We start from the raw sequence: 26,409 nt of genomic DNA on the forward strand, positions 1-26,409 counted from the left end.
TGACGGCTAGGCTGCACCGATGGCCCAATGGACGTTTCTCACCAACCATGCACACGTGCTGATGTGTGTGGCGGAGAATCCCAACGTGCGGCTGCGCGACGTGGCGCTTCAAGTCGGGATCACGGAGCGCGCCGCGCAGCGGATCGTCACAGAACTCGAAGAGGCTGGCTACCTGGAGCGCGAGCGCGAGGGTCGTCGCAACAGTTACCGATTGCACACGGCGATGCCGTTGCGACACCCGTTAGACATCAACCATCGGGTGGGGGAGCTGTTGGCGATCTTCGCCCGGCCATCCGAGGGCACCGTGGCGGCCAGCACCGACGAGTGAGCCGGGTGGGCCGAGTGCTGCCGCGAGGCATCGCGCGACGCGCCGCGACTGTGCCGAGTTTGCCGCGCGGGTAAGGCGGTTCCGGCCAGGAATCGGTCGGCTTCGTCGATAGCGGGCGCGCCAAATTCTTGACCCTTGACCCTGTGGGAAGGGGTATGTGAGGATCAACCCGACCCGCTTGGCGGGGCGCGACGAGGAGGTTCCCGTGACGAAAGATGAGTTCGTCGGAACGTGGATCAACTCCCACGAGGAAGATCGCGACGGGGTTCAGGTATTCCGCTCTGAGGAGTACGAATTCCCGCCATCACGCGGACGGATGTCGTTCACTCTGCGAGCCGACGGCAGCGCGATCACCGGGCAACCGGGCCCGGATGACCGGGGCGTGACCGGCGACGGCAGCTGGAGAATCGACGGCACCGTTCTCACCATCCGCAGCCCCGGCGGGTCTGCGACGTACGGCGTGTTGGCCGCGGACTCGAGCCACTTGGAGTTGCGTCCGCACTAACTCCGCACCGAAGGAGAGCACCAAAATGGTCACCAAAGCCGAGAAAGCCGAAATCGAGGGCGACGAGGCGCCACTACATCGCAGTTGCGCTACGGGCGAGGTCAACGAGAGACTGCTGCGCACCGTCGAGGGCTACGCCGAATCCAGGGCGGAGATCGAGAACCGCACCGCCCGTGTGCTCGACGCCCAGGTCGCGCTGCGCACCGGCTGCACCGAGATCCCCGTGGTCGTGCACGTCGTCTACCGCAACTCCACCGAGAACATCTCCGACGCCCAGATCGCCAGCCAGATCAGCGCCCTGAACGCCGATTTCCGGGCGACGAACGCCGACAAGGCATCCACTCCGACGGCCTTCCAGGGCCTGATCGGCGATGCGAGGGTGACCTTCAAACTCGCGACCACCGACCCCGATGGCAAACCGACCGACGGGATCACCCGCACCTCGACCACCACCACCCCGTTTAACTCGGACACGGACAACGTGAAGTCCGCGGCGACGGGCGGGGCGGATGCGTGGCCGTCCGACCGGTACCTCAACCTCTGGGTCTGCGGCAACCTGCGCAGCGGGTCGGGACAGTCGCTACTGGGCTATGCCCAGTTCCCGGGAGGCCCCACCGCCACCGACGGAGTCGTCGTCATCCACAGCGGGTTCGGCACCACCGGCACCGCCGCCGCCCCATTCAACCTCGGCCGCACGACGACGCACGAGATCGGCCACTGGCTCAACCTCCGCCACATCTGGGGCGACGACGGAACCGGATGCTCCGGCAGTGACTTCGTGGCCGACACCCCGAACCAGGGCGGACCGAACTACGGCGCGCCCACCTTCCCGTCGTCGTCGTGCTCGAACGGCCCCAACGGTGACCTGTTTATGAACTACATGGACTACACCGACGACCCCGCGATGGTCATGTTCACCGCGGGACAGGTCGATCGCATGCAGGCGGCGCTGGACGGACCACGGTCGAGCATCGGCATCAGCGGTCCGTGCGCAGGGAAGCCGATCAAGGAGTTCGTGAAGGACCTGCCGAAGGACCTTCCGAAAGACGTCATCAAGGACCTTCCGAAGGACGGTATCAAGGACTTCCAGAAGGACGGCGCGAAGGACATTCCGAAGGATGTCGCCAAGGACATCCCGAAAGATGGGGTGAAGGACTTCCCGAAGGACGGGGTGAAGGACTTCCAGAAGGATGGAGTGAAGGACAAGCCGAAGGATGTCGTGAAGGACAGCCCCAAGGATCTGATCAAGGACGCCCCGAAGGACGGCGTGAAGGACGCCCCGAAGGACGGCGTGAAGGACCGCCCGAAGGATTTCATCAAGGATCGCCCGAAGGACCTGATCAAGGACCGACCGAAGGACCTCGCCAAAGACAGCCCGAAGGACTTCGGCAAGGACATGTTGAAGGACTTCGCCAAGGACCCGGTGAAGGACCCGCGCAAAGAGGGGGTAAAGGACCTCCAGAAGGATGCCATCAAGGACACCCCGAAGGACGGCATCAAAGAGTTCGTCGACGACATCCCCAAGCAGCTGCGCGATCCGGTCAAAGAGCTCGGCGGGGAGATCGGACCGATCGACCCCGGACCGCTGATCAACCCGGCGATCGGCGGCGGCGGGTTCGGCGGTGCGTTCGGCGGTGGCGCGACACCGTTCGTGATCGGCGGCCGGGATGAGACGGAGTATGGCGCGGGCCAGCCCGAGGAGGTCTCCCCGCTCGCGGTGATTGCCGAGCAGCTCGGGGGGATGCTGGCCGAGTACAGCAGCGCGGCGGCGGCCGGGCAGTTGTCGCCGGCGGACGTTGCGCGCTGGCAGCAACTCGCCAGCGTGTACGCGCAGATCATTGCGCTGCTCGGCTGGGCGGGCCGACGCCAGGCCCGCCGCGGGGGGGAGCATCCGCCCTCCCGCGGCGGGCCGCGCCAGGCGCGCGCGCGCGATGCGGGGGAGGGCGCAATGATCCTCATCGTCAGCTTTCCCGACAACGCCCACGTCGAGCGGGTGCTCGAGCACCTCGACCGACCGACGGTCGTCTTCGACATTGCCGACTTTCCACACCGCACGCGTCTGGACGCGCGCTTTGGGGCCTCGGCCGACCGGATATCGTTCACGCCCCACGGGCAGGCGGAGATTCCCCTCGAGCAGATCGGTGCGGTCTGGTATCGGCGTGTGCGGCCGATCGGGCTGGATCCCGCGCTGACGGATTCCACGAGTCGTCTGTTCGCGTGGTCGGAGAGCACGGAGGCGCTGACCGGCCTGTGGCACGCGATGGAGTGCTTCTGGATGAACCCGCCCGCCGGCGATGAGGCCGGCCAGCGTAAAATCCGCCAACTGCAGGTCGCCCGCGCGGTGGGGCTGGCGGTTCCGGAGACCCTCATTACCAACGACCCGGCCGCAGCTCTCGAGTTCATTTCCGCCCGCGACGAGGGAGGCGTCATTCGCAAGGCGTTTCGCAACATCGCGGAGGCGCCGCGGTCCACCGCCGTCGTCACGGCCGACGACCGGGCGCGGCTCGACGATGTGCGGTACGCGCCGGTCACCTTCCAGGAATTTGTGCCGGCCGACCTCGACTTGCGGGTCATCGTCGTCGAACACGAGATCTTCGCCGCCGCGATCCTCTCGGAGCCGGAGTACCGCACTGACTACCGCCCCGGCATCGGGTCGGCGAAATTCAGTACATACGAGCTGCCGGACGAGGTGGCGGCGGCGCTGCTTGCCCTGCACGATCGGCTCGGCCTGGCCTATGGGGCATCCGACTTCCGGGTGACGCCCGACGGCGAGCACGTGTTCCTCGAGGTGAACCCGGGAGGGGAGTACCTGTTCGCCAGCGACCGCACCGGGCAGCCCGTACCCCAGGCGATCGCCGCGTGCCTGTCCCGGCACGACCGCGAACACGGCGAATGATCCTGCCGCACGCCGCGGTGCCGGAGGCTGCGGGCGCATGACCGTGCCCCCAGTTGTGGGTCCGCCCCAGATCGGGGACTGGCGCACGGCGCCGCGCGAGGCTACGTGGCGCGGGGAAACGAAAAAACCCCCGCTGAGCGAGGGTTTAGTTGGTGGCTCCGACGGGCGTCGATCCCGTGACCTCACGATTTTCAGTCGCCATCAGACGCCCGTTGGCAAGCCAGAGGAGCGACAGATCCCTGTACTCTCGGGATATTTGAGTGCCAGCGGCCACACTAAAGTGACTGCGGGTGTGCCTCGGTTGTGGGCAGCGGGTGGGAACGGAGAAGCAAAACATAACAGAACTGACTGCATAGTCCCGTGACGTCGACCGAACCGAAGGCTGTCAGTTCTTCGCCCGCCAAACCGGCCGGCACGGGACCGGGCCCTCGTGAAATAGCCTTTCAACAAAGTCAAGCGGCTCCGACAACATCGATCGGGTCTGCTGCCTCGCCGCTGACTGTTACCCAGGAAGGTCAGCGGCAAACCCACGATACGTAGTTGCGAGAAGCCTCCCTCAGTCCCGTGTGGCGGCAGAGCATTGCGCTCTTGCCGAGCCTCCGAGCCGTCGTCTTCCTAGGATTGCGCGAGGCCGGGAGAGCGGAGCAACACCCTCGAGATCGTTCGTAAGACGCTCGGTCATCGGGCTTAATGTCGGGGCACCTAAACGGCGATCTCCCGAATAGCAGCGAGCTCGATCCCTGTTAGGGCGGGGATGTGTCCGCTGATCATCCGTCTACCGGACACCCGGAAGATCTAGGTCCAGCACATACGTCTGCGACGGACGTCCCAACAGAGAATGCGGGTATGGCTCTCCCAGCGGTCGCCAGCCGTACTTCTCGTAAAGGTGCACGGCACCGTGGTGATCGGCAAGAACATGAAGGACAGAGCGCTCATGGCCATGCCCAGCAAGCTCGACTGTTGCTCCAGTAAGAAGTGCGCCGCCGAGCCCATCGTCCCTGAGCACCAGGAGCGACAGCGAGCAGGCCGATGACAGGCGAGTCGGGTGGATCACTGGCCAGACCCGAACCCGGTTTAGTGGCGAGTACAAACCCGATGAGCCCAGCGGCTGCGTCCTCGGCCACGATCCAACATTCTGAATTGTCGAACTTCAGTCGAGCTCGCTCGGCCACTCCATCGACCGCTTCACCATCCCGAGCAAGGCACGCCGCGACCCAAAGCGAAACGCAAGCCGCCGCATCCTCTGCAGTGCCACTTCGGAACACGAAATCGATCTCCCCCCACGGATTCTCCATGTATCGAGTTTCCCACCCGCTTCGATGAACGTTCCCCTTCGAGGATGGCTTGATCAGCGGGCGACATAGCCTGTAACTGGGGGCCGACCTGACGGTAAGGGCATAGCGGGTTGTCTCGGAAACGGGTTCAAGAAGGTCAGGAAGTAGACCCCGACGTGTCGCCACTTTTATCTATTACGACGACTTGCACTCGTCCCATTCGTGGTTGATCGTGTAGTTATGTGAGGGTGTTGGCCTGTCAGGCCCGGCATGGTTCTTGCCCCCAGTCGCCCATGATCCGGGGGGTGTTGTCACCGGGCCTGACTGGCATCAGGTGATCGCTGATAGGGGCTGGACCGGGACTCGTCCCAGGCCCGTTCGTAACGTGGATGCCGAGACTTGATGCCGCGGTTCAGGCCGACTTGTGGAACCTGAGACGGAGGATTCATGATCGAGAACTACGACAGCGTCGACGTCTTCATCGGCGTGGACGTCGGCAAAGGAGAACACCACGCGGTCGCCCTCGACCGGGGCGGCAAGCACTCTTCGACAAGGCACTGCCCAATGACGAAGCGAAGCTCCGCGAGCTGATCGAGCAGTTGAAACGACACGGCCAGGTCTTGTTCGTCGTCGATCAGCCCGCGACCATCGGCGCCCTGCCGATCGCCGTCGCCCAGGCTGAAGACGTGCTCGTGGGCTACCTGCCAGGGCTGGCAATGAGGCGCATCGCGGACCTGCACGCGGGCGAAGCCAAGACCGACGCCCGCGATGCCGCGATCATCGCCCAAGCCGCGAGGAGCCTCCCGCATGCTTTGCGGTCACTGCAGCTCGCCGACCAGCAGGTTGCGGAACTCTCGATGCTCTGCGGCTTCGACGATGACGTCGTCGGCCAGATCACCGGCACGAGCAACCGCATCCGCGGGCTCTTGACCCAGATCCACCCCGCGTTGGAGCGAGTCCTCGGCCCGCACTTGGACCATCCGGCGGTGCTGGACCTGCTGCAGAAATACCCTTCACCGGCCGCGATGAAAACAGCCGGCACCGTTCGGCTCGGCAACCGCCTGGTCAAGCTCGCTCCCCGGATGGGCCGCCGCCTTGCCGAGCAGATCACCACTGCCCTGGGCGAGCAGACCGTGGTCGTGGTCGGCACCAACGCCGCCAGCACCGCGCTCCCCAAGCTCGCCGAACAGCTCGCCGCGCTCCGCCGGCAACGGGACGAGATCGCCGTCGAAGTCGAGCGGCTCGTGGAGGCTCACCCTCTTCACCCCGTCCTGATCAGCATGCCCGGAGTCGGGATCAGGACCGCAGCCAGACTCCTCACCGAGATCTCCGGGAAGGACTTCGCAACCGCTGGCCACCTCGCCGCCTACGCTGGCCTGGCCCCCGTGACCAGGCGCTCCGGCAGCTCCATCCGCGGCGAACATCCCTCCCGGCGAGGCAACAAGATCCTCAAACGGGCGCTATTCCTCTCGGCCTTCGCCGCCCTCCGCGACCCGGTCTCGTGGGCCTACTACGACCGCAAGATCGCCCAGGGCAAGCGCCACAACCAAGCCCTCATCGCCCTCGCCCGACGACGCTGCGACGTCCTCTACGCCATGCTCCGCGACGGCACCCCCTATCAAACCGACCATCAACTCGCGGCTTGACAAAAACATTGGGGCCCCCCGTGCTGGGGGTAGACCAAGCAGTGCGCCGCGACTAGATTTTGAGGGATCGGCAGCATAGCAAGGGCGTCGTCTCTTACCAATGGAGGTACAAAGTGAAGAGAAAGCAGAAACTCCTCGGCGGGCTCGCAATGGCGGGTTTGGTCGCCGGGCTAGTCCTGACCCCGATGTCGGCTAACGCCACGGTGTACTCGACCCCCTGTGGCCACACGACACTCACGTCGGCGACGTCGACCACCGTGCGGGACTCGGGGAGCGGCTGCTATGCAGTTCGAGCTCGCATCGACCGATACAGCAACGGCGGCCCCTTGAGCTACTACGGATCTGAGAACTCGGTTGAGTCCTACGTCTCGGCCTCAAACGGCACCCTCATCCAGCACTACAAGAACGTCAAGCCGTCGAGCACGTGGACCGGCTGGTCGCCCGCGTAGGAACAGTATTCTTTGAGCCTCATGAAGTCTCAAAAGCGAGTACCCGGCCAGAGGTTGGCGCTGATGGCAGCTTCCATCGCGCTGTTGCTGGCCGGGTGCGTCGCCCCACAAGATGAGCCCCTCGCGATCAGCGAAGCTTGGAAGCCACAACTCCGCGAGCTTCAGCGGACCGTAACAGCCGAATTCCCAACTCAAGTTCTCGAAGACCTGGTCATAACACCCGCCGAGTACGAAGAAGCCACCAACCGATACGTCAGTTGCATGCAGGATCAAGGCATCGACGCGGCAAAGGTCCCGGAGGGTTCCTTCTACGGATTCTCAATGCCCACATCATCGACTGCCGAAGCCATTGAAGCTGATTGCTACCAAGAGTTCATGGACGGCATCGCCGTGATGTACGTGTCGATAACCACTAATCCCGCGAACGAGGACTTTTTCGCATTGATGGCTGAGTGCCTCGTGCGATCCGGTGTGGTGGGGCAGGAGTTCGACGCGGAAGCGTACCTTGCGCTTGAGCCTGGACTCCCGGCATCGGGCACGGTCACTCTCGACTCCCCCGAAGTGACCGCCTGCCGCTTGGATCCTTCTCAGTGACCTCGAGCGAACGTGGAAGCCGTAGATTCGCTGCGGCGCCCTTGATCCTTGTGGCGGCAGGAACGATTGCCATGTCAGTAGTGGCCACCCTCGCCTGGGTCGATGCCACGGAGCCGAATGAGGAAGAGGTGAATGACGCAGCTTCATCGCTTGCCGTAGTCCCTGAAGCTTTCGATGATCCGCGCTCGGTGAGTCTCACCCTGGATCGAACGCAGTCCGAACCGATTCGGGCCAGTGCGGCAGGCATCATCACCAGCTTCGACTGCACGACGGGCGGATCCTGGACTTCCGGGACGGCGCCACTAGCAATCGATGGGACACCCCGGTTGCTGCTGTACACAGAAGTCCCACTCTGGCGGGATCTATTCGGTGGAGAGCGAGGAGCAGACGTCGACGCTCTGCAGCGAAGCCTTTCAAGTCTGGGCTTCGCCACGGACACAACCGGCGTTTTTGATTTCGCAACCAGGGAGGCTCTCTCGGACCTCTACGCAAGCGTAGGTGTCGAACGCCTAGGGCAACTCAACCGCGAACTGGTCATGTGGGCGCCGTCGCCCGAGATAGGAATAGCGTCCTGCACCGCAGGCCTTGGTCTGACCGTTCCCCAGGGCGCCCCCGTGCTCGAGCGCCCTCCAATTCTCACCGTTGTGCGGCTCAGCAGCGTTCCGGAAGGACTTGTTCCGGGTGGCCGGATCGTGCAGTTTGGCACCGTCACCGCCCCCGTGACGGACGACGGCCAAATCTTGGACCCCACGGTGCTAGACAAAATACGGTCGGACCCGGCCGTGACGGCGACCGCCGCATCCGCCGAGCCGATACCCCTCGGCGCAACCTATCGACTTGCCGAGCCGATCGAAGTGGTAGCTGTCCCGCCCTCGTCGCTGACGAACATCGCCGGCTCCGCGGCCTGCATCACAAGCGGTGGCGAGTCTTTCACTGTAGAAATCCTTGCATCACTACTTGGCAGCACTCTCGTCCGCCCTACGGGCGCGGATCTTCCGGAAGAAGTTGACGTACCCGGAAACGCACAAGTGCCGTGCGGCTAAATCTTGTCGATGTTGGGTTTCAGTACCCCCGTGGCGCCCCGCTCTTTGAGCACGTCAACCTCACACTCACCCCAGGGACTATCACGGCTTTCACCGGACCATCGGGCTCGGGAAAGAGCACCCTACTCATGCTCCTGGCCGGGGCGGCAATGCCAACGCAGGGCACCGTAACCAGCGCAGGGATCCGCACCACTGCGTGGGTGTTTCAGAACCCGGTCGGCACCCCCCGACGATCAGCGGTCGATCATGTGACACTACCGCTACTGGCACAATCGCGGGCCCCGAACGAAGCTGACGCTTCTGCGCAGCAACTTCTGGACCGTTTCGGATTGCACGACGTTGCCCATCGGGAGTTCCGGCAGCTCTCGGGAGGGCAAGCGCAACGGCTCATGCTGGCACGGGCTGTCGCAACGCAACCCGATCTTCTGCTGATCGATGAGCCGACCGCCCAACTCGATTCCAGCAACGCTCAAACGGTCATCGACGTCGTACACGAAGTCGCTCAAGCACACTCGATCGTGGTTGTTGCCACGCACGACGCCCGACTGGCTGCCCAATGCCACACCCGAGTACAGCTAGGGCTCGCATGAGGCTGGACGCACTTCTCCGGGAAGCCTGGCGGAACCTCGCTTCAGGCACGACCCGTGGTGTCTGGTGGGCAGCAGTTCTGGCAGTGGTCTTGGGGTCCGCCACAGTGTTCGACGCAGTGACCGTCTCGTCGATAGGTCGCTCAGCGCAGATGTTTCAGGACCGTGGAGGCTCCGTCCTCATCGTCGAGAGCATTGGGGCGATCGACGGTGCACAATGTGAAGCTCTCGCATCCTTGGAGCGGGTGCGGGGCGCGGTCGCTCTTCGGCAAAGCGCTGAGCCGCTTCGCCTGGCAGCACTGCCCTCTTCGCCGCCCGCCCTGTATGAGGCAACTCCCGGTTTCGCGCGGTTCTTCACAACTCACCCCTCCGATGAAGGAGCGGGGATATGGCTGTCCGGGCAACTTGAGCAGTCCGTTGGAGAACTGGCGGGTTCGTCACTGATTGACCCTTCCACGAAAGTCCAGTACGCCGGGTACTTTGACTACCCCGACGACGGTCGATCGATGAGCCTGGCCTACACGGCCGTGATCGAAGTGCCCGCGACGGGCCTATTCGACGAATGCTGGGTCGACGTCTGGCCCCAAAGAGACGACCTCGCCTCGCTCGCCACGTTTGCCGTTAGGACTCCGCTCGACGCACCCCCCGAGGTTCGGATCCGGCAGTTGAACACGTCGATGGGCGAGAGCCTGGACCAGGAGCTCGAGTTGGCCAATCGGGTCACTCGTCTGCTTCCGCTGTTCAGCACAGTCATCGCTGGTCTGGTCGGAGTGGTGGCGGTACGTCTCCGCCGACTCGAGATCGCTTCTGCTCTGCATGTCGGGGTTCGAATTCGCGACCTCGCGGGCCAACTAATGCTGGAGTGCATCTCGTGGGCAGTTCCTGCAGGCGCCCTGGCTCTCGCCGCAGCATTCCTCATAGCGAGGCCACTCGAAGGCGGTGACGCCGTGTTCGTCTGGCTATCGGCCGGCTTCACGGTCGCCACAGGAGCTACCGCGGTCATGGTTGGCATCTTCGGCGGGCTTGCTTCGATCCGCTCGAAGCGCTTCTTCCAGTTCTTCCTCGACCGCTGATCGATGGTCTCCACGTCATACACGTAGAGCTCGTCATCGGTGCGTCCTTCGACCCTGAGCTCGATCAGCGCATCGCGTTGGGCGATGAGGTCCTGCTCGGTGATGGAGACCAAGCAGGGATGGTTTATGTCGTCAACGCGGAAGAGGGTGTTGACGCCCGATACCACCTAGCAAGCATTAGAAATCGACTTTTCACCGACGGAGAAGTCGGGCCCTATGAAGGAACATCGCGTTGTACGTGGTTTCTGCGGCCCCCATCGAAGACACACGGTCGCAGACCCTCTTCGTGCGGTAGGTGCTCGTCTCCCACTGGTCAGCCAACAACTCGTCAGCTTCGCCACCGCGGTCAGTCTTGACCAGTCCGACCGCCTGCGCAATAACCTCAGATTGCATATTGAATACTGCCCAGCCTCGCGGGACGATCTCAGTCAGCGCATCCTCAATCTTCTGCATCAATTCCTCCATCCCCACACCGTGCGCGGCCAAAGCATCCCACTGCGCGTCCAGGTCGCTACTCACAGCGGCCATCCAGCTGGGCGGCGCCGGGCTCTCTCCAAGAGCGTCTAGGAGGGGCAGCATTTTTCCATCGGGGTCCACTGCGTGGCGGATTTGGGCGCGAATGGATCGCTTCGAAGGCGCAGAACTCATTTGTTGAGCATGCCACTGCCGACCGTCACGGGAGCACTCATTCGCACGACCTGGCAATAGTTCCTACAAGTGCCCGCTCGTGGTTCCCCTTGCGAGTAGTTCGATTTCCGACGATGCGTTCGCAGTTCATGAAATCCTGCGCGGTGGACATCGCTGCGTAAGTGGCCGGTGTACAGTCTTGCCATGTCCTCGCCTATTCAGCAGAGAATGGCACTAGAGCGTATCCGCACGTCCGCTATTGTGTGGACCCTGTTCGGCGGTTTTTGGGGCCTGCTTGCAATCGCCCAATTGCTAGTAGGCGCAGAGCCGACGCGAGGGGCCTTGTTCTTCGTTATCGCGGGAGTGCTGATCGTCGTTGGGGTTGTCAAAATGAGGCGATACCGGCGGGCACTGGCAGCGTTTGCGGCCGAGAATGGCGTAGACGCCGGCAAGTGTTGACGGTCCGGGCGTCTCGCAGGGGGTTCCGCTACCGGGCGGTGGGGAGATCTAGTCAGCTGCGCCTGATCCAAAGCTGTTCCTCGAGCCAGCCCAAGGCGATACCCGTTGAACCCGCTTCGATGTACTCGGTGGATGGAAAGCCTCGAAGGTGGATCGCTGCTCGCGCTGCCCAGTCGCCGTCCTGATGGATGGATTCAATCAGGTAAGCCATGACCGCGAGTGCGTTGTAGACGCCGAACTCTCTGGGCGTGTCTTTCTGGGTCAGGTGCGCGAGCAGCGGTACCACTTCGGGTCCAAGGCGCTGGGGAGCGGTCACCAATTTCCGGTTGAATAGACGTGCCTGGTGAGCCGCGATGTTGCGAATTTAGTTCACGGTCACAATCCAGCGCGGGTTCGGCTGTCCCGTTGCTGCGTTGCTTAGCTCGGCAACGGGAGCCGGTGAGTGTATCTTTCAGCGGTCGACGGACTGTCGTTGAATGGTTCGGTACACGGTGGAGCGAGCAACGTTGAACAGCTCGGCAAGCTCGCTCGTGGAATGCGTCCCCGCCCGATGAACTTCCATCAGGTGGCGTTGCTGGGCCGTCGATAACTTCGGTTGCTTGCCGCGCAAATGGCCCTTCGCTTTGGCCACCTGCATCCCTTCGCGTGTTCGGGCGCGGATGAGGTCGGATTCGAACTCTGCCACCATCGCCAGAACGTTGAACAGCAGACGCCCGACCGGATCAGTCGGGTCGTGCACGGATCCGCCGATGCTGAGTTTGACACCCTTGACGGTCAGTTCGTCGATGATGTCTTTCGCATCCCGAAGCGAACGGGCTAGTCGGTCGAGTTTGGCGACCACGAGGGTGTCGCCGTTCCGACAAGCGGCGAGGGCTTCGCGGAGACCCGGGCGTGCCCGGTTGGTGCCGGTGAGTCCATGGTCGGTGTAGATCAGGTTCGATCTAACGCCGAGGGCTTCCAGGGCGTTTCGTTGGGCGGTGAGATCTTGCTCGTTCGTAGACACGCGTGCGTATCCAATCAGGAATTCATTCATAACTGAAACGCTGCTCGTCGGCTGAGCCAGAGGTCAAGAAAGGTCCCGTAAGCGGCACCCAACCGGGCACCCGTCCGAGGCTGCAAACCCCGACAATGCGCCCCTCAGGAAAAACCCATTTGCCGTCCGGTGAGGGTCTGTCTTACGGGCACCTTGATCTTGCGAAACCACGACTATCCGATGGCCCACGTGCGTCGGAGACATCTGCGGACGGTTTGCTCTTGTCCATTTGGTCGACTTAGCCTGAGGAGATGACAGAGAGGCCGTCTCCGAATCAGAGCGCCAGCGAGGCTCGCCGCGTCGTCGACCCCATGACGCAGCTGGAAGTACTTGTGCCGCCCGACATCACAGACGAGCGCGCGATCGAACATGCTCGGAAAGAGCGCAATGGTGAGCTGCACCGCATTCGGTTCTTTGTGGACTGGGGGCACAACTACCCACTGTGGGAGAGCTTCACTGACAAGTACGTGATGGAGCCAGATGACTACGGCATCTCACTGCAGATAGGTCAACGCCTCAACGAGTGGTCCCGTTTCTGGCAGCAGCATTTCGACCCGTTCGACGGCTGGGATACCCAGGAGAACAAGGGCTTCTGGCTGACGACGGGTGACGAGTTGGTACGTCTGCTCGAGATCGAGGTTTACGACATCGCCGTTGTATTGCCGCAGTTTCGCCAGGGTGAGTGAGCAGGCGACCGACACGGCGACGATTTAACAACCGTTCACCTAGGGTTCGGCCTACGGGCGGCGATACGGTACCGCTACTCCTCACCAATATTCACAGGTGCGAACGGGAATTGGTCTGCGTCAGCCGGCATCGATGAGTGTCGACCAGACGATATCGATCACGCAGAGACCGTCATCCGTTTCTCGATAGAAGACATCACCGGGAAACGCATCGCCTGGAGTCGCCCCCTCGGGAAGACGCTCTAGGTTGATGCTCCACTGCGGATCGAGTGGTACTTGTTCACCCCAGTACTCAGCGACGAACCGTTCCGGCTCGCCTGCGGAGCGGCCTTCCCAATCATTTGCCGTGCCGAGGTCGGCTTCGGCGTCTTCGCAGACGAGGTCGGATGTTCCGCCAGAAGCGAGGTCTTTGATGAGGTTCTCCGTAGCTTGGATAACCTGAGCACCGTCGTTCCCCCAAATTAGCGTGTCGACGGAGCACCCGCTCAAGACCACTGCGGACACAGTTGCGAATCCGGCAAGAGCGAGGACGCGAGGAGGCTTCATGCCTTGAGGCTACAAGATGGCACGTAGCCGCCTCACATGGAGCGGAGATTCCTAGAGCCCGCGTAATTCCTTATATGTGCCCGCTCCACGTTCGGCTTGCGGGCGGCGGTCCCGAACGATTCGTGCCTGGACTGTTGGCAGGGGCGTGGTCGTACGCTGGGGTGATGGGGACCCAACGACGGATTGATTTACGAGGGATCCTGCAACTCGCCGGGGCCGCCGTTCTCTTCGCGGTCGTTGCCGTTTACGTCGTCTCGCTCACCAAGAGTCTGGGTCCACTGGCGATTGTTCTCGTCGGGTTCACAGCCGCGGCTGCTGGCGTCTTCGTTCAATATTGGGAGTGGAAACGCCTCGGTGGGCGGGCGTCTGTCGTGATGACGGACGAGTGGATTCGCGGAGGCGAAATCCCTTTGAGTGTCCCCCGAGAGGTGTGGGTGCCGCTTCTCGTGAAAAGGGAGACGCGGGCGGTGAGAAATTGGTGGAGCCTCGTTGCTGGTGCGCTCCAGATTCTGCTCGCTGTCGTTTCCATCATGACCCCCAGATCGACCGCTGATCACGCTTTCTGGCTCTGTGTAGTCGTGTTCTGGACTGGAATCATCGCGTGGACGGTGTATTACAACCTGCGGTGGCTACCCGAGATCCGCCGACTTCTTCGACAAATATCAACCGCGGAAGTGACTCCGGCCGCCGCGAGCCAAATCGCCCCGGGCGCCGCATAGCCATAATTGCTTCAAAGCTCCGCCGAGGGTTCGTCTTGTGGGCCACCTACGGGGAGGGAGTAACAGTCGACCTTGGCGCCGCAACGCTGCACGCCACTCGGTGATCGGACGATGAGCAGAGCCCCATTTAGCACCTGCGTAAGCAACTGGCAGACGCGGTCACATTCGCCAGCGGTCGGGCGTCGATGGGTAATTCTCAGGGCGGTATTGCCAGCGGCCATCTTCCACGTACCAATAGCCGATCTCAACGGCGAGGATCCAGCCTTCGATCGACTCGGTGAGCGTGAACCTTGGGAAGCCGTCCAATGGCGATGTCGGATCTTGGATGAACACCAGGCAGTCCCCGCGTGCTGGGTCTGTCACATCTATCTCCGTCGACGTTTGGCCGCCTTTCAACGTCACCCATCTGGTGGCCGCGGACGGTTCCCGATCCGCGCCCCAGATATCGTCAGCATCTCCGTCTCGGCGGATCCGCAGAGTAAGGGCTGCCCAATCGATCGCTGACGTCAGTTGCGGAAACAAATCCCCGAAGCCGGAGTTGGCTGTTCTGTCTGCGCCGTCGTGCCAACCCCACAGTGCGCGGACATCGGCTGGCAGCGGGAGCTGGTACTTGCGTTCGATCTCGTCGAGCCCAACCTGGGTCAACCCGGGGCGGAATCCCTGAAGGCTTCCAGCTCCGAGTGACAGCGCTAGCGCTGACCATCGGTCCAACGCATCGACGACAGATTCAGCCGACAAGCGCGGTCATTTGTCTGTTGATGTTGACCTCTGACATGAAGCTGACAGTATCAGCCGACCTTCCCTGGTGACACAACTCGAGCTCCGCGGCGAGTCGGTCGCTTCCGCTGTCGAACTGCGCCGCTGATCGTCCCGTTTGCGGGAAGGTGAGGCACCGTGGCTGCTATCACCTGAAATTTGTCAGGGCGCATTGCTGACACAGGGGGATGTCGCCGCCCCCGTGGGCATCCGCGATACGATCTCGGCATGTGCACCGGCATCTCTTTGACAGCGACAGACAGCTCCGTGATTGTCGGACGAACCGTTGAATGGGCGCTCAGCGACGCTCACCACGATCGGATCATCGTTGTGCCGCGACACACTCGGTTCACCGCGCTTACCCCGCAGGGAGCGAACGGTATGCAGTGGACAGGGAAGTACGGGTATACGTCGATCACCGCGTACGGGCAGGATTACGGCCCCGACGGCCTCAACGAAAACGGCCTCTATGTCGGCATGTACTACTTTCCCGGATTCGCTTCGCATCGCGAATTCGATCCGGCCGAGGTGCACCGCACGCTGTCGGTAGGCGACTTCATGCGGTGGATGCTCTCGACCGCCTCAACAGTTGACGAGGTGCTTGCTGCCCTCGCACGACCCGACGCACCGATGGTGGTGCGCGTCGACGATCCCCGGTTCGGCGGCGCCCCACTGCCGTTCCACTGGAAGATCGCCGACCGGACGGGTTCCAGCCGAGTGTTCGAGTTCATCGGCGACGGTGAGCTGCACATTCACAACCCGATAGCCGGGGTGATCACCAACTCGCCCACCTACGATTGGCACGTTACCAATCTGCGCAACAATCTCGGCCTCAGCCAGGCTCCCGCTGCAGGCGTTACGATCGGCGGTGTGACGCTGACGCCACTCGGAGGCGGTTCGGGTCTCTTGGGCTTGCCCGGCGACTTTACGCCTCCATCCCGTTTCGTGCGAGCTATCGCTCTTACCGCTAGTGCGAGGCCCTTGCCCACAGCATTGGATGCCGTGTTCGAAGCATTCCGGCTCCTCGATAGTTTTTCGATCCCGGTCGGCATGACTGCCGATTCATCAACACAAGCGACCGACATTGTCAGCGCCACACAGATCACCGTGGTCAGCGATCTGACCAACCGTTCGGTCTACTTCCACACCATGCACGACCGCGCGGTGCGACGCATCGATCTCTCTCGCGTCGACCTTGATGCCGCCTCGATCGCAGTGTTCGACGACCCGGCACGCATCCAGTCCGTTCGCGATCTCGTCTAACCGGGAACCTGCTCGCGCGCCCGGCAGCAATTCCCATTGAGGTTCCCCTGCGGGCACCTCGACAACGTCGAAATCCAGCCTCGATCACTCTTTCGCGAGCACCTGAAATGCCGTCCGGTGAGGGTCCCCCTTGCGGGCGCTGTCATTCCCGGCGCAGCTCGGCGAACCGAGGCGCACACAAAAGGGTTCTGCTGAAGCACGCGACCTGGTCATCCTCTAGATCAAGAAGGGTCGATCGGTCTGATCTGCCTGCACCGAACGAGCCCAACGGCCCTCAGAGTATGGAGCGAACGGAATTCATCGATCCCACTTCGGCTCGGCTTCAATCACTCGCCGACAATTACTGCGGAAGACGGCCATTGCCCCGCCCCGCTGCGTCTGTCACATTAGTGACCATAACGAAAGGGTGAGCCGTGGATTGGGATGATGACCCAGCGCCGAGGAAGCCAGGTGCGTTGGTCTACGACAATGGGTTGCTGGTTGCACTCGTTCCATTCCTTCTGGCCGGCTTTGCGATTACGTGGTGGTTCATGACGGGAGCCACCACAACTGGTGACTTCGTCTTCGTGTTTGTGCTGATCATCGTGGGCTTGGTTGTACCAGCGTCAGTGCTCTGGGCAGCTCTTGAGGATGCCACAAGGGGCTTCACCCGTGGTCACTCAGCTCAACTTATTGTTCTTCTCTGGGCGCCGCCGCTGCTGGTTGTCGCTGTCGTTGCACTCGGCGTGGTCCTCTCCCTCCTGTCGCTGCCCCAAGCTATGTGGACCGGCGGCCTCGTATTGTTCGCATCATTGCCAACTGCAGTTTTCGGCGCCGTAAAGGTGCTCCAGACGCGGAAGCTGCCCTACCAAGATCCGCGTGGGGGTGCGTAGGAGTCTCCCGGGTGTCGGGCAAATGGAAAACGCGAGTTGACGAGCGATGCAATCTCGACATGGGAGCACCGCTCGACTGGCTCACTGACATTCCCGCTGAGCGTTAGGTACGGTCAGCCGATCTGGGCATATATGCGCGCACGATGGCACTGACGACGAGGACGACTAGTAGGAGTGCGCTTATCGGGATGACGTACATCGCTCCAAAGCCGACGACCGCGGGCCACACTGGTTCAGGGCCGTTTAGGCTGCTCCAGTTTTCACCACGAGCCCTGCCGATCGCCGTGTAGGCGACGACCCCCACAAGCGCGGCAATGCTCAAACCGAGTGTGCTGGCCGCAGCGATGATCCAACGCTTCATGTTTCTCTTCCCCGAATGGTTTGCTTACTACACTCACATCGATCGATCGGGTTAGCAAGCGGCATTGAGCACTGCCGAAGTGCAGTTCTTGATCGCAGCTGAAGTGCATCGCCCGGTCAGGGATGTTTGAATCCTGAAGCGCACGCTAGGTGTGCGCCGGAATGAACTGCCGGTTGCACCGTGCTCCGCTCAGGGTTCCCGAAACGGTCACGATCGAGTCTGCGTAGTTGGCGACACCCATGCCGCGCGACGTGCTGCTCGCGTCGCCGAACAGCTGGGCACGCTCCGCCTCTAGCGCCGAAATCGCAGTCGAAGCCACCGAGCTCGTCGCCGCGAACCCGTTGGAACTGATCATCGCGAACGCGTGTAGTGCCGGCATGGAACCGAAGCCCCTCGGGTAACTCGTGTTTCTAGACACTGGTAGGAGTGGCGAACTGATAGCGTCCGGCTGTAGGTCGGTTTTGGACCAGCAACCATTTGGGGGAAAATTGAAAATCAAATCCATGGCCGCGTCGAGTGTATTAGCCGTCGCTCTCGTGCTGGGATCCGCCGCACCAAGTTTTGCCGGCTCCGCAGCTCTGGAATCGGCGGGCACTGGTGGATCAGCTGTGGGCGAGAGTTCAGTGACCCTCACCCAGCTTCAGGAAGCGAGCAAGACCCAAAATGCCTCCAAGGTCGCGTCCGTGATCGCTACCGCTGGCCCTGCACACCGTGTCTCGGTGCTCATGAACGACGCCGGTCAGGGTATAGCGGCCATCGCAACGCATGCCTCTGGTATCTCGGCCTTCTCGGTCACACCTGTGGGCCCGTGACACAACGCGACAAGCGCTTGCATCTACCCCTATAGCGGCTACCAGAGCACCGGCGTCGTTCCATCATCGTCTCCGGCATCAAGACCTTCGCGGGCGGCCACGTTACTACCCAGGCGTCAGGGTGCTGGTCTCGACCGCCGAGGGCTTGCGGGTCGTCACCATTGAGGCCCTGTTGCCGTTTGACGCGGCGTGGACCATATAGGGCGGCACTCAGCAGTAACGACGAGGAGCGTTTTCGCGGACGTCGCGAGGAATTGGATGAGAATAGATTGTGGGGAGCTTGCAGAGTGATACTGACCCGCAGGCGCAAGTGGGGTGCTCTCTTGGTGTTGGCCGGGATTGCGCTCTCCCTCACCGGTTGCCGCACCGAGTACCGCGGTTACGACAGCGGGATCGATGGCACTCTGTGGAGACAGATCGACTCTTTCGAGGACCCATTGAGCCGGAGCCTCTACCAGCCGCCAGTAAACGAACCGGTTGGCTACCTCGACTCCCTCCAGGGCGAGCGATGGAACAGTTCGGTTGCATCAGCATCCGATCTCGAGCTTCCGGAGGGCGGTGTGGTCCTCTACGACCTCTCTTCGACGGATTCTGCGGCCGAGGTTTCGGTATTCATCGCTTCGGGTCCTCGACCTGATGTTCCAACCGATGACGGTCAGCACCACGACGGCCCAAGCCAGGTATTCACGTGCTACCGGATGGAAGCCGCCTTCTCCACAAGAGTGATGCCGTCCGTGGATCGGGTCACGTTTGATGACTGCCCGGCGGCCCTCGTCGAGCTGATGCCTGAAGGTGCGGTCTTCGCGAGTGGTGAGGTATTCGACGGCTGAACGCGCGAGCGCATCGATGTCATGCCCGGAAAGCGTTCCGCTTACGGGCGCCCCTCCCGGGCGAAATCTGGCCGCCAACGCTCTTTCGCAAGCGACCCAAATGCCACCCGGTGATGGACCGGCTTGCGGGCACGGACAGTGCCCAACGCGCCACCGAATCGAGCAACTAAGACAGTGAGGACCAACGGTGCAAAAGGGTACAGCTCATGTCCTCCCAAGTGCTGACTTGCTCATTACTCACATTTGGCCGAGAGTCTGTCTCAGCGAATTAGGGCAGCCTGCTGAATTTGCTTTTACGCCAAACTTTAGTTGGGTCTCCGAATGTCACGCGATAACCGAAGCATCTACCTAGTCGTGCGAAAGTCGAACACGTCGAAACGATCTCGCCGTGCCGACCTCCTAGTCATCTCGACACTGGTGGTGATGAGTGGTCTCGCTCTCAGCGGTTGTGTGACGAACCCCGTCACGGCGAATCCTTCCTCCCCGGCAGGGTCGGCAGCGCCTTCCGGCCCCGCCGATCCTGCTGGGTCCAGGGCGGAACCCATTGACCCGCTGGACGATCTCAAAGACCCGGACTCAACCGATTATGTCGAGGGCGAGCTCTCGCCCGTCATCCACGAAAAAGGAACCGGACCAAGGGAGTTCGAGATCGAACGACCCGACGAGTCCGTGACCGGACTTAAGTACTTTGTATCCTGCGAACCATCGAGCACCTTCACGGTTACCGAGAGCACCTTCTACTCAGGGCCGTGTTCCACTCACTTCTCCAATAGTGGCAGCATCCCGCTTTCACCCGGAGATGGTCCTCTGACCGTCTCGATAGACATTCCTGAGGACATTACCTTCTGGCTGGTAGCTCTACCAGTCCAGTAAGAAAAAGGGGAAATGAAGAAAACACTAGCAACTGCGATCATCGCCACTCTGATGGTCCTTGGGGGAACCACATCGGCAATGGCCGCTGATCCAGGAAATGCAAGCCCACAAGGCTTGTGTTCGGGAAGCAGAATCGTTTTCAAGTCCACCACAACTGGCGGACCGTTCGTTCAAGCTTCCCAACCCAACAGTTCCGTTTCCGGGGGCCCCGGCGTGACGCTCGGAATCAGCACCTCCACCAGCTTCACCGTCAGCGGAAGCATTACCGCTACTACCGGAATCACGGTAAGCAACGTGGTGGCGTCCGTTAAGGCGGACGTTGGAGTCACCATAGGCGCCAGCAAAACCGGCACCACTACGAACTCGGGATCATGGACTGTACCGGCAACGTGGAACGTGGGACGTCTCGCGATTGGCACGGCCAAGTACAGCGGAACGACAAAGCGTTACCTCGAAAACAGTGCCTGCACGCTTGTCCTCCAGAACTCGACGTCCTATAACGCTCCCCAGCAAGAATGGCGCTTCCAGACGTCCAGAGTTTCCTAGCCCGATCCCTACCCAGCGGGATTTTGGTCGTGCATCACACCTGACAGATCGCAGTGACGGAATAGGGGGCGCGCCCAGGCGCGTCCCCTACTTCGTTAACCGCCGCCTTCTCGCCCCAAGCTTGGTGTCCCGCCACTTTCAGGCACTTACGGTCCTAGCGTGACCGCCTGCGTCGGATATGCGACATGAGCGGCTGCTGTTCGGTCCGGGCCTGCCAGCTATCGGAACTTTCCAATGAGCGCGATCCGACCAGAATCGATCGTTGTGACTTCTACATGAGTGAGTCCGAATCGTTTCAGTGGTAGTGGGCGATGAGGGAGTCGCTTGCGCATCGTGTCCACAGGAGGTTCGGCTTGCGGGCGGTATCGGTCCCGCCTAGCTCGAACTCGGAGAATGGAGTGTTTCGTGACCTAAGGGCCCCGAATACGCCCCCCATAGGTTGAAAGTCGTTCTCGCTGCTACGGTGATCGGTTCAGCGCAACTCGACGAGATCGTTTCCGGATTCGATGAGATACACAACGCGTTCGATAAATGGGTCGAACCACTCGAGCAGGGCATGCCGACGAGCATTCCCGGCACGAACCCAGACCACCGTCGGTGGACTGCCGCGGAGAAGTAGCATGTCGCGAAAGTCCTCGTCCTTTGTGACGAGAACTGCGCCCTGTTCAATCGCGTACGTCCAGAGCGTCAGATCTGCTGCATCGCCCAGCCCGATGTCAGTTACGTGCTCGGCAATGTGGCCATGCTCTGTCAGCCTCCGCGCCAGTGCGGGTGGAAGCTGCGCATCAATGAGAAAACGCACGATCTATGAGGCGATGAGGACCGTGTGATTGGCTTGTGCCGCCGCGTACTGCAAGGACGCCTTGATGTCTTCTTCGGTCAGGTACGGGTAGTCCTCAAGAATCTCCGGCGTTGACGCTCCTGAGGCCAAGAGTGACAGCACGTCCGCGACACGCATACGTGTACCCCGGATCGCGGGGCGCCCATGCACCAGGTCCGGGTCGATGACGATGCGGTCAGAAAGCAGCATCTCCCCAGATTAGCGCGGAGGGTGGACAGGGGGAACCCCGACACGTCCCGTGCGTAGGAGCCTTGCTCGTTCAGGCGGCCGAAATTCCTGCTCTGCCTACCTCGACGCCCCCGTCCACTGCATGCTCTTCCCAGAGCCCGACCCCTTCACCGCGCATCTCCTCCTCGCTGCTTTCTTCTGCTCTCTATCTCTTTCCTTATCTCCGCTCTTTTTTCCCTTGCCACCGCCTCTGCTTCTAATTCCCAACCTCCCTCGGACAACTTGTTGGGTGGGGGAGGTTGGGAATCGAGCTCCCCTCGGCAGAGGCGGTGGCAAAGGGAAAAATCGCCCTTTGCTATTCCGTTGCCCCTTCCAGCCCTTGGAATACCCAAAGGAACACTGGAAAGTCGGCCGCGATGCGCGTTCAGCCGAGAACCGCGCCGAAATGCAGTGGGGTTCGTTTACCTATTCGCCCTGCATGAATAGGCAAACGAACACATCGGGGTTGCCGCGGGAGTGCTCCCTTGCCCTTGAGATCCGGCTACCGTCCCCGGCTCGACGTACCCTCAAGAGACACCACGACAGGGGAGTCACGATGGGTTCGATCTCGGCTTACGAAACATCCGTTGGCAAGCGCTACCGAGTCCGCTATCGAAAGCCTGACCACTCGCAGACCGACAAGCGCGGGTTTCGCACGAAACGCGAAGCCGAAGACTTCATGGCCTCTGTCGAGGTGTCGAAGCTTCGCGGTGAGTGGGTCGACCCGACGCGATCCAAGATGACCGTCGCGGAGTGGGCCGAGCATTGGTACGACGCCCGGCCCGCCGCGGGAGGGAGCATCCGCCCTCCCGCGGCGGGCCGCGCCAGGCGCGCGCTCGCGGTGCCGGGGAGGGCGCGATGATCCTCATCGTCAGCTTTCCCGACAACGCCCACGTCGAGCGGGTGCTCGAGCACCTCGACCGACCGACGGTCGTCTTCGACATTGCCGACTTTCCACACCGCACGCGTCTGGACGCGCGCTTTGGGGCCTCGGCCGACCGGATATCGTTCACGCCCCACGGGCAGGCGGAGATTCCCCTCGAGCAGATCGGTGCGGTCTGGTATCGGCGTGTGCGGCCGATCGGGCTGGATCCCGCGCTGACGGATTCCACGAGTCGTCTGTTCGCGTGGTCGGAGAGCACGGAGGCGCTGACCGGCCTGTGGCACGCGATGGAGTGCTTCTGGATGAACCCGCCCGCCGGCGATGAGGCCGGCCAGCGTAAAATCCGCCAACTGCAGGTCGCCCGCGCGGTGGGGCTGGCGGTTCCGGAGACCCTCATTACCAACGACCCGGCCGCAGCTCTCGAGTTCATTTCCGCCCGCGACGAGGGAGGCGTCATTCGCAAGGCGTTTCGCAACATCGCGGAGGCGCCGCGGTCCACCGCCGTCGTCACCGCCGACGACCGAGCGCGGCTCGACGATGTGCGGTACGCACCGGTCACCTTCCAAGAATTTGTGCCGGCCGACCTCGACCTGCGGGTCATCGTCGTCGAGCACGAGATCTTCGCCGCCGCGATCCGCTCGGAGCCCGAATACCGCACCGACTACCGCCCCGGCATCGGGTCGGCGAAGTTCAGTGAGTACGAACTGCCGGACGAGGTGGCAGCGGCGCTTCTTGCCCTGCACGATCGGCTCGGCCTGGCCTATGGGGCCTCCGACTTCCGGGTGACGCCCGACGGCGAGCACGTATTCCTTGAGGTGAATCCGGGCGGAGAGTACCTCTTTGCGAGCGACCGCACCGGCCAGCCGGTGCCGCAGGCGATCGCTGCGTGCCTGTCCCGGCACGACCGCGAACACGGCACATGACGAGGCCGCGTGCTGTGCTGCGGGACAACGAAAAAACCCCCGCTGAGCGAGGGTTTAGTTGGTGGCTCCGACGGGCGTCGATCCCGTGACCTCACGATTTTCAGTCGTGCGCTCTACCAACTGAGCTACAGAGCCAACAAGGCACGGACTACTGGCGAGAGTAAATCCGTGCCTTTGCGACCCTGACCGGACTTGAACCGGCGACCTCCGCCGTGACAGGGCGGCGCGCTAACCAACTGCGCTACAGGGCCATGCTATTTAATTCTGATGTTTTTGTGACCCCAACGGGATTCGAACCCGTGTTAACGCCGTGAAAGGGCGCCGTCCTAGGCCACTAAACGATGGGGCCATGAAGCAAAAGAACTTCGTAGCAACCGAGACGTAAGCATACGTGGGCTGAGGCGAATTGCAAAACCGTGGTGCGTTCTCGCGATGAGGGCGACGCTGATCGCAATTTGACGCCTGTGGATAATACACGATACGTTCAGGTGTTCGTTGAGAGTTTTATGGCGCTGCGTGTGCCGACGTCGCTCGGGTTTGCGGCGTTTGAGAAAAATGATCGCGTGATCCCGTCAATCGGGATGACAAAAATCGGGGATTCATGAAAAACGCTGAACACCGCCGGGGGGCGACTGGATCACATGTCCGGGTTCGCCCGCCGATGAGCGCGCGCGTGCGCCTTCTGTCGGTCATCGCGGCAATCGCGATCGCTACGACCGCCGGCATCTCCGGCAACGCATCCGAGCCCGCCTTCGCGATCGACTACCCCACGTGGGCTGATGTCGAGAACGCCCGCAACAACGAGGCCGCCAAGCAGGCCGAGGTCGCTCGTATTGAGGCAGTGCTCCAGCAGCTCGCCACTCAGGTCGAAGAGACCAAGGCCGCCGAGAAGGCCCGCGGTGAGGACTACCAGGAGGCCCAGCAGGCATTCGACGAGGCGAAGTACAAGGCGGACCAGCTTCAGCTGCAGGCCGACGAGGCCCAGCTGACGGCCGGGGAGTCCAAGCTGCGAGCGGGCCAGCTCGCGGCACGCCTCGCCCGCTCGGGAGGCGGCGACGTCTCCGCCTCGCTGTTCTTTGACGGCGCGTCCGCCGCAGACCTGCTCTCCCAGCTCGGCATGGCAAGCAAGATCACCGACCAGTCGGCCGGCATCTACCAGAAGGCCATCGAAGACCAGAACACGGCGCAGTCGCTCACCGACCAGGCGAACGTCGCCAAGGACGCCCTGCAGGACCTCGCGGATGCCGCCGAAGCCGCCCTCCAGGCGGCTACCGAGGCCGCAGATGCCGCAGCCGCCGCCCTCGCCGAGCAGCAGGAGAACGAGGCGGTGCTGCGCGCTCAGCTCTCGGTGCTCGAGGAGAACCGCGCGGCTACCGAAGCCGACTACCAAGCCGGCGTTCGCGCCCGCGAAGCAGAGGCGAAGCGAGTGGAAGCGGCACGTCAGGCTGCTGTGGCCGCCGCACGGGCAGCCGCAGCGGCGGAAGCAGCGGCCGCGGCCGCAGCTTCGGCAGGCGCAGGCGCAGCAGCAGCCCCCGCAGCCGCCGGCGGATCGCCGTCGCCGTCGGGCTCGTGGGTGCGTCCGTCCTCCGGCTACGTCAGCAGCTCCTACGGATTCCGGGTCAACCCGTACTCCGGTGTGTATGCATTCCACGCCGGCACCGACGTCGGCGCCGGCTGCGGCTACCCTATCTACGCCGCCTCGTCAGGGACGGTCACCTACTCCGGCTGGAGCGGCGGCTACGGCAACTACGTGTCGATCAACCACGGCGGCGGCTTGTCAACCGCGTATGCCCACATTGCCAACGGCGGGCTGCTCGTCTCCCGCGGACAGTCTGTCGGTGCGGGCCAGCTCATCGCCCTCGTCGGCAGCACCGGCGGATCGACCGGATGCCACCTCCACTACGAGGTGCGTCGCGGCGGCGCCACTGTCGACCCGGTGCAGTTCATGAGGGCGCAGGGCGTTTCGTTCTAGGACGGATGCTGGTCAGCTGGTTGCTGGCAGCGGCGTCGCACTTGGCCGTCTCCCGGTGTCTGCGCCCGTTTGTGACGTTTGCGCCCGCTCGAGCGGGCGCAGTTGTCACAAAGGGGCGCCCACGCCGAGGCGGATGCTACAAACGGGCGCAGAAGCCGCAGCGAAGAGCGGCTGCCGACGCGGATACCGACGTCCGCGCGCCCTCCACAGAGGCGCCGAGAGGCTCGCCGAGTGAGGCGCCCCGTGACGGCGCCTAGTGTGTGCCCTCGACCGCGAGCTTCTCGATTCCCGCGACGATGATCGCGTCGGCCTCGGCCGCATCGCCCCAGCCCTCGGTCTTGACCCACTTGCCGGGCTCGAGGTCCTTGTAGTGCTCGAAGAAGTGCTCGATCTCCTTGCGGGTGTATTCCGGGATGTCGTTCAGGTCCTGGATGTGCGACCAGCGCGGGTCGGTCGCCGGCACCGCGATGACCTTGGCGTCGGATCCACCGTCGTCGGTCATGTTGAATACGGCAACGGGGCGCACCTTCACTCCCACGCCCGGGAACAGCGGGTAGTCGAGCAGCACGAGCACGTCGACCGGGTCGCCGTCGAGTCCGAGGGTGTTCTCGAAGAAGCCGTAGTCGGTCGGGTACACGAATCCGGTGAACAGCACGCGGTCGAGGTACACGCGACCGGTGATGTGGTCGACCTCGTACTTGTTACGGCTCCCTTTGGGAATTTCGATAACGGCGTCGTAGCTAGACATGGCGGGACCTTTCGTGGAACGGCGAAGTGGATGCTGGTGCGGGAAGTGGATGCGCGG

26 protein-coding genes, 3 tRNA genes and 1 pseudogene are annotated in these 26,409 nt (G+C 62.6%); 18 read left to right on the forward strand and 12 right to left on the reverse strand.

What is annotated here, in order from left to right:
• Positions 1-19 precede the first annotated feature (19 nt).
• From BHD05_RS03635 to BHD05_RS03675, 9 genes and pseudogenes are all read left to right on the forward strand, one after another.
• A complete protein-coding gene (locus BHD05_RS03635) occupies positions 20-328 on the forward strand; it encodes a helix-turn-helix transcriptional regulator (RefSeq protein ID WP_161885225.1) in 309 nt (102 codons plus the stop codon).
• Positions 329-533: 205 nt separating this feature from the next.
• On the forward strand, positions 534-833 hold the full coding sequence (locus tag BHD05_RS03640; RefSeq protein ID WP_161885226.1) for a hypothetical protein: 300 nt from the start codon (positions 534-536) through the stop codon (positions 831-833).
• A 25-nt stretch (positions 834-858) separates the two neighbouring features.
• Positions 859-3,729, forward strand: coding sequence for a M43 family zinc metalloprotease (locus BHD05_RS16070; RefSeq protein WP_269467587.1), 2,871 nt, complete (start codon positions 859-861; stop codon positions 3,727-3,729).
• Between the two features lie 1,721 nt (positions 3,730-5,450).
• Positions 5,451-6,649: pseudogene (locus BHD05_RS03650) on the forward strand (IS110 family RNA-guided transposase).
• Between the two features lie 113 nt (positions 6,650-6,762).
• A complete protein-coding gene (locus tag BHD05_RS03655; RefSeq protein WP_161885227.1) occupies positions 6,763-7,098 on the forward strand; it encodes a hypothetical protein in 336 nt (111 codons plus the stop codon).
• A gap of 63 nt (positions 7,099-7,161) precedes the next feature.
• Entirely contained in the window at positions 7,162-7,692 is a 531-nt protein-coding gene (locus BHD05_RS03660) for a hypothetical protein (protein ID WP_161885228.1), read from the forward strand.
• A gap of 71 nt (positions 7,693-7,763) precedes the next feature.
• Positions 7,764-8,735, forward strand: a complete 972-nt coding sequence (locus tag BHD05_RS03665; protein WP_161885229.1) for a peptidoglycan-binding domain-containing protein — start codon at positions 7,764-7,766, stop codon at positions 8,733-8,735.
• Positions 8,726-9,325: an ATP-binding cassette domain-containing protein gene (locus BHD05_RS16100; RefSeq protein WP_161885230.1), complete on the forward strand. Its 600-nt coding sequence runs from the start codon at positions 8,726-8,728 to the stop codon at positions 9,323-9,325. The genes BHD05_RS03665 and BHD05_RS16100 overlap by 10 nt, the downstream gene beginning before the upstream one ends.
• Before the next feature lie 503 nt (positions 9,326-9,828).
• Complete coding sequence (locus tag BHD05_RS03675; protein ID WP_161885231.1) at positions 9,829-10,395, forward strand: hypothetical protein; 567 nt, start codon at positions 9,829-9,831, stop codon at positions 10,393-10,395.
• A 192-nt stretch (positions 10,396-10,587) separates the two neighbouring features.
• Here the strand turns inward: BHD05_RS03675 and BHD05_RS03680 are convergent, their stop codons facing one another.
• The 3 genes from BHD05_RS03680 to BHD05_RS03690 all read right to left on the reverse strand — a co-directional run bounded on the left by BHD05_RS03680 (position 10,588) and on the right by BHD05_RS03690 (position 12,514).
• Positions 10,588-10,914, reverse strand: a complete 327-nt coding sequence (locus tag BHD05_RS03680; RefSeq protein WP_161885232.1) for a hypothetical protein — start codon at positions 10,912-10,914, stop codon at positions 10,588-10,590.
• A gap of 619 nt (positions 10,915-11,533) precedes the next feature.
• The gene (locus BHD05_RS03685; protein WP_161885233.1) at positions 11,534-11,797 is read right to left on the reverse strand and encodes a hypothetical protein; all 264 of its coding nucleotides are present in this window, start codon (positions 11,795-11,797) and stop codon (positions 11,534-11,536) included.
• A gap of 135 nt (positions 11,798-11,932) precedes the next feature.
• Entirely contained in the window at positions 11,933-12,514 is a 582-nt protein-coding gene (locus BHD05_RS03690) for a recombinase family protein (protein WP_161885234.1), read from the reverse strand.
• A 251-nt stretch (positions 12,515-12,765) separates the two neighbouring features.
• On the opposite strand from BHD05_RS03690, the gene BHD05_RS03695 reads away from it, so the two are divergent.
• The gene (locus BHD05_RS03695; RefSeq protein ID WP_161885235.1) at positions 12,766-13,200 is read left to right on the forward strand and encodes a hypothetical protein; all 435 of its coding nucleotides are present in this window, start codon (positions 12,766-12,768) and stop codon (positions 13,198-13,200) included.
• Positions 13,201-13,320: 120 nt separating this feature from the next.
• Here the strand turns inward: BHD05_RS03695 and BHD05_RS03700 are convergent, their stop codons facing one another.
• On the reverse strand, positions 13,321-13,746 hold the full coding sequence (locus BHD05_RS03700; RefSeq protein WP_161885236.1) for a hypothetical protein: 426 nt from the start codon (positions 13,744-13,746) through the stop codon (positions 13,321-13,323).
• A 164-nt stretch (positions 13,747-13,910) separates the two neighbouring features.
• Here BHD05_RS03700 and BHD05_RS03705 point away from each other — a divergent pair, with 164 nt between their 5' ends.
• Positions 13,911-14,465: a hypothetical protein gene (locus tag BHD05_RS03705; RefSeq protein WP_161885237.1), complete on the forward strand. Its 555-nt coding sequence runs from the start codon at positions 13,911-13,913 to the stop codon at positions 14,463-14,465.
• A gap of 159 nt (positions 14,466-14,624) precedes the next feature.
• Here BHD05_RS03705 and BHD05_RS03710 read toward each other — a convergent pair whose 3' ends face one another.
• A complete protein-coding gene (locus tag BHD05_RS03710) occupies positions 14,625-15,110 on the reverse strand; it encodes an SMI1/KNR4 family protein (protein ID WP_161885238.1) in 486 nt (161 codons plus the stop codon).
• Between the two features lie 339 nt (positions 15,111-15,449).
• On the opposite strand from BHD05_RS03710, the gene BHD05_RS03715 reads away from it, so the two are divergent.
• On the forward strand, positions 15,450-16,484 hold the full coding sequence (locus tag BHD05_RS03715) for a linear amide C-N hydrolase (RefSeq protein ID WP_161885239.1): 1,035 nt from the start codon (positions 15,450-15,452) through the stop codon (positions 16,482-16,484).
• A gap of 413 nt (positions 16,485-16,897) precedes the next feature.
• On the forward strand, positions 16,898-17,356 hold the full coding sequence (locus BHD05_RS03720) for a hypothetical protein (protein ID WP_161885240.1): 459 nt from the start codon (positions 16,898-16,900) through the stop codon (positions 17,354-17,356).
• 506 nt (positions 17,357-17,862) lie between these two features.
• Here BHD05_RS03720 and BHD05_RS03725 read toward each other — a convergent pair.
• Entirely contained in the window at positions 17,863-18,072 is a 210-nt protein-coding gene (locus tag BHD05_RS03725; protein WP_161885241.1) for a hypothetical protein, read from the reverse strand.
• 744 nt (positions 18,073-18,816) lie between these two features.
• Here BHD05_RS03725 and BHD05_RS03730 point away from each other — a divergent pair.
• Positions 18,817-19,359 carry a hypothetical protein gene (locus BHD05_RS03730; RefSeq protein WP_161885242.1) on the forward strand — a complete coding sequence of 181 codons (543 nt, stop codon included), beginning with the start codon at positions 18,817-18,819 and terminating at the stop codon, positions 19,357-19,359.
• A gap of 885 nt (positions 19,360-20,244) precedes the next feature.
• Positions 20,245-20,778, forward strand: a complete 534-nt coding sequence (locus tag BHD05_RS03735) for a hypothetical protein (RefSeq protein WP_161885243.1) — start codon at positions 20,245-20,247, stop codon at positions 20,776-20,778.
• Between the two features lie 472 nt (positions 20,779-21,250).
• Here BHD05_RS03735 and BHD05_RS03740 read toward each other — a convergent pair whose 3' ends face one another.
• Positions 21,251-21,580 (reverse strand): DUF5615 family PIN-like protein, encoded by a 330-nt coding sequence (locus BHD05_RS03740; RefSeq protein WP_161885244.1) that lies wholly within the window; start codon positions 21,578-21,580, stop codon positions 21,251-21,253.
• 3 nt (positions 21,581-21,583) lie between these two features.
• Positions 21,584-21,808 (reverse strand): DUF433 domain-containing protein, encoded by a 225-nt coding sequence (locus tag BHD05_RS03745; protein ID WP_161885245.1) that lies wholly within the window; start codon positions 21,806-21,808, stop codon positions 21,584-21,586.
• A gap of 574 nt (positions 21,809-22,382) precedes the next feature.
• On the opposite strand from BHD05_RS03745, the gene BHD05_RS03750 reads away from it, so the two are divergent.
• Together BHD05_RS03750 and BHD05_RS03755 are read left to right on the forward strand one after the other, a co-directional pair.
• On the forward strand, positions 22,383-22,688 hold the full coding sequence (locus BHD05_RS03750) for an Arm DNA-binding domain-containing protein (protein ID WP_202614285.1): 306 nt from the start codon (positions 22,383-22,385) through the stop codon (positions 22,686-22,688).
• On the forward strand, positions 22,685-23,632 hold the full coding sequence (locus tag BHD05_RS03755) for an MvdC/MvdD family ATP grasp protein (RefSeq protein ID WP_161885246.1): 948 nt from the start codon (positions 22,685-22,687) through the stop codon (positions 23,630-23,632). The genes BHD05_RS03750 and BHD05_RS03755 overlap by 4 nt, the downstream gene beginning before the upstream one ends.
• 59 nt (positions 23,633-23,691) lie before the next feature.
• On the opposite strand, the gene BHD05_RS03760 is transcribed toward BHD05_RS03755, so the two are convergent.
• The 3 genes from BHD05_RS03760 to BHD05_RS03770 form a co-directional block, all read right to left on the reverse strand.
• Positions 23,692-23,767: transfer RNA gene (locus BHD05_RS03760), tRNA-Phe, on the reverse strand.
• Positions 23,768-23,809: 42 nt separating this feature from the next.
• A tRNA-Asp gene (locus BHD05_RS03765) sits at positions 23,810-23,883 on the reverse strand.
• 25 nt (positions 23,884-23,908) lie between these two features.
• A tRNA-Glu gene (locus BHD05_RS03770) sits at positions 23,909-23,981 on the reverse strand.
• A gap of 324 nt (positions 23,982-24,305) precedes the next feature.
• Between BHD05_RS03770 and BHD05_RS03775 the strand changes: the two genes are divergently transcribed.
• Positions 24,306-25,604 carry a M23 family metallopeptidase gene (locus BHD05_RS03775; protein ID WP_161885247.1) on the forward strand — a complete coding sequence of 433 codons (1,299 nt, stop codon included), beginning with the start codon at positions 24,306-24,308 and terminating at the stop codon, positions 25,602-25,604.
• Positions 25,605-25,857: 253 nt separating this feature from the next.
• Here the strand turns inward: BHD05_RS03775 and BHD05_RS03780 are convergent, their stop codons facing one another.
• Positions 25,858-26,352, reverse strand: a complete 495-nt coding sequence (locus tag BHD05_RS03780) for an inorganic diphosphatase (RefSeq protein ID WP_161885248.1) — start codon at positions 26,350-26,352, stop codon at positions 25,858-25,860.
• Positions 26,353-26,409 lie beyond the last annotated feature (57 nt).

The sequence above is a fragment of the Marisediminicola antarctica genome (genome assembly GCF_009930795.1).
GTDB classification, from domain to species: domain Bacteria; phylum Actinomycetota; class Actinomycetes; order Actinomycetales; family Microbacteriaceae; genus Marisediminicola; species Marisediminicola antarctica.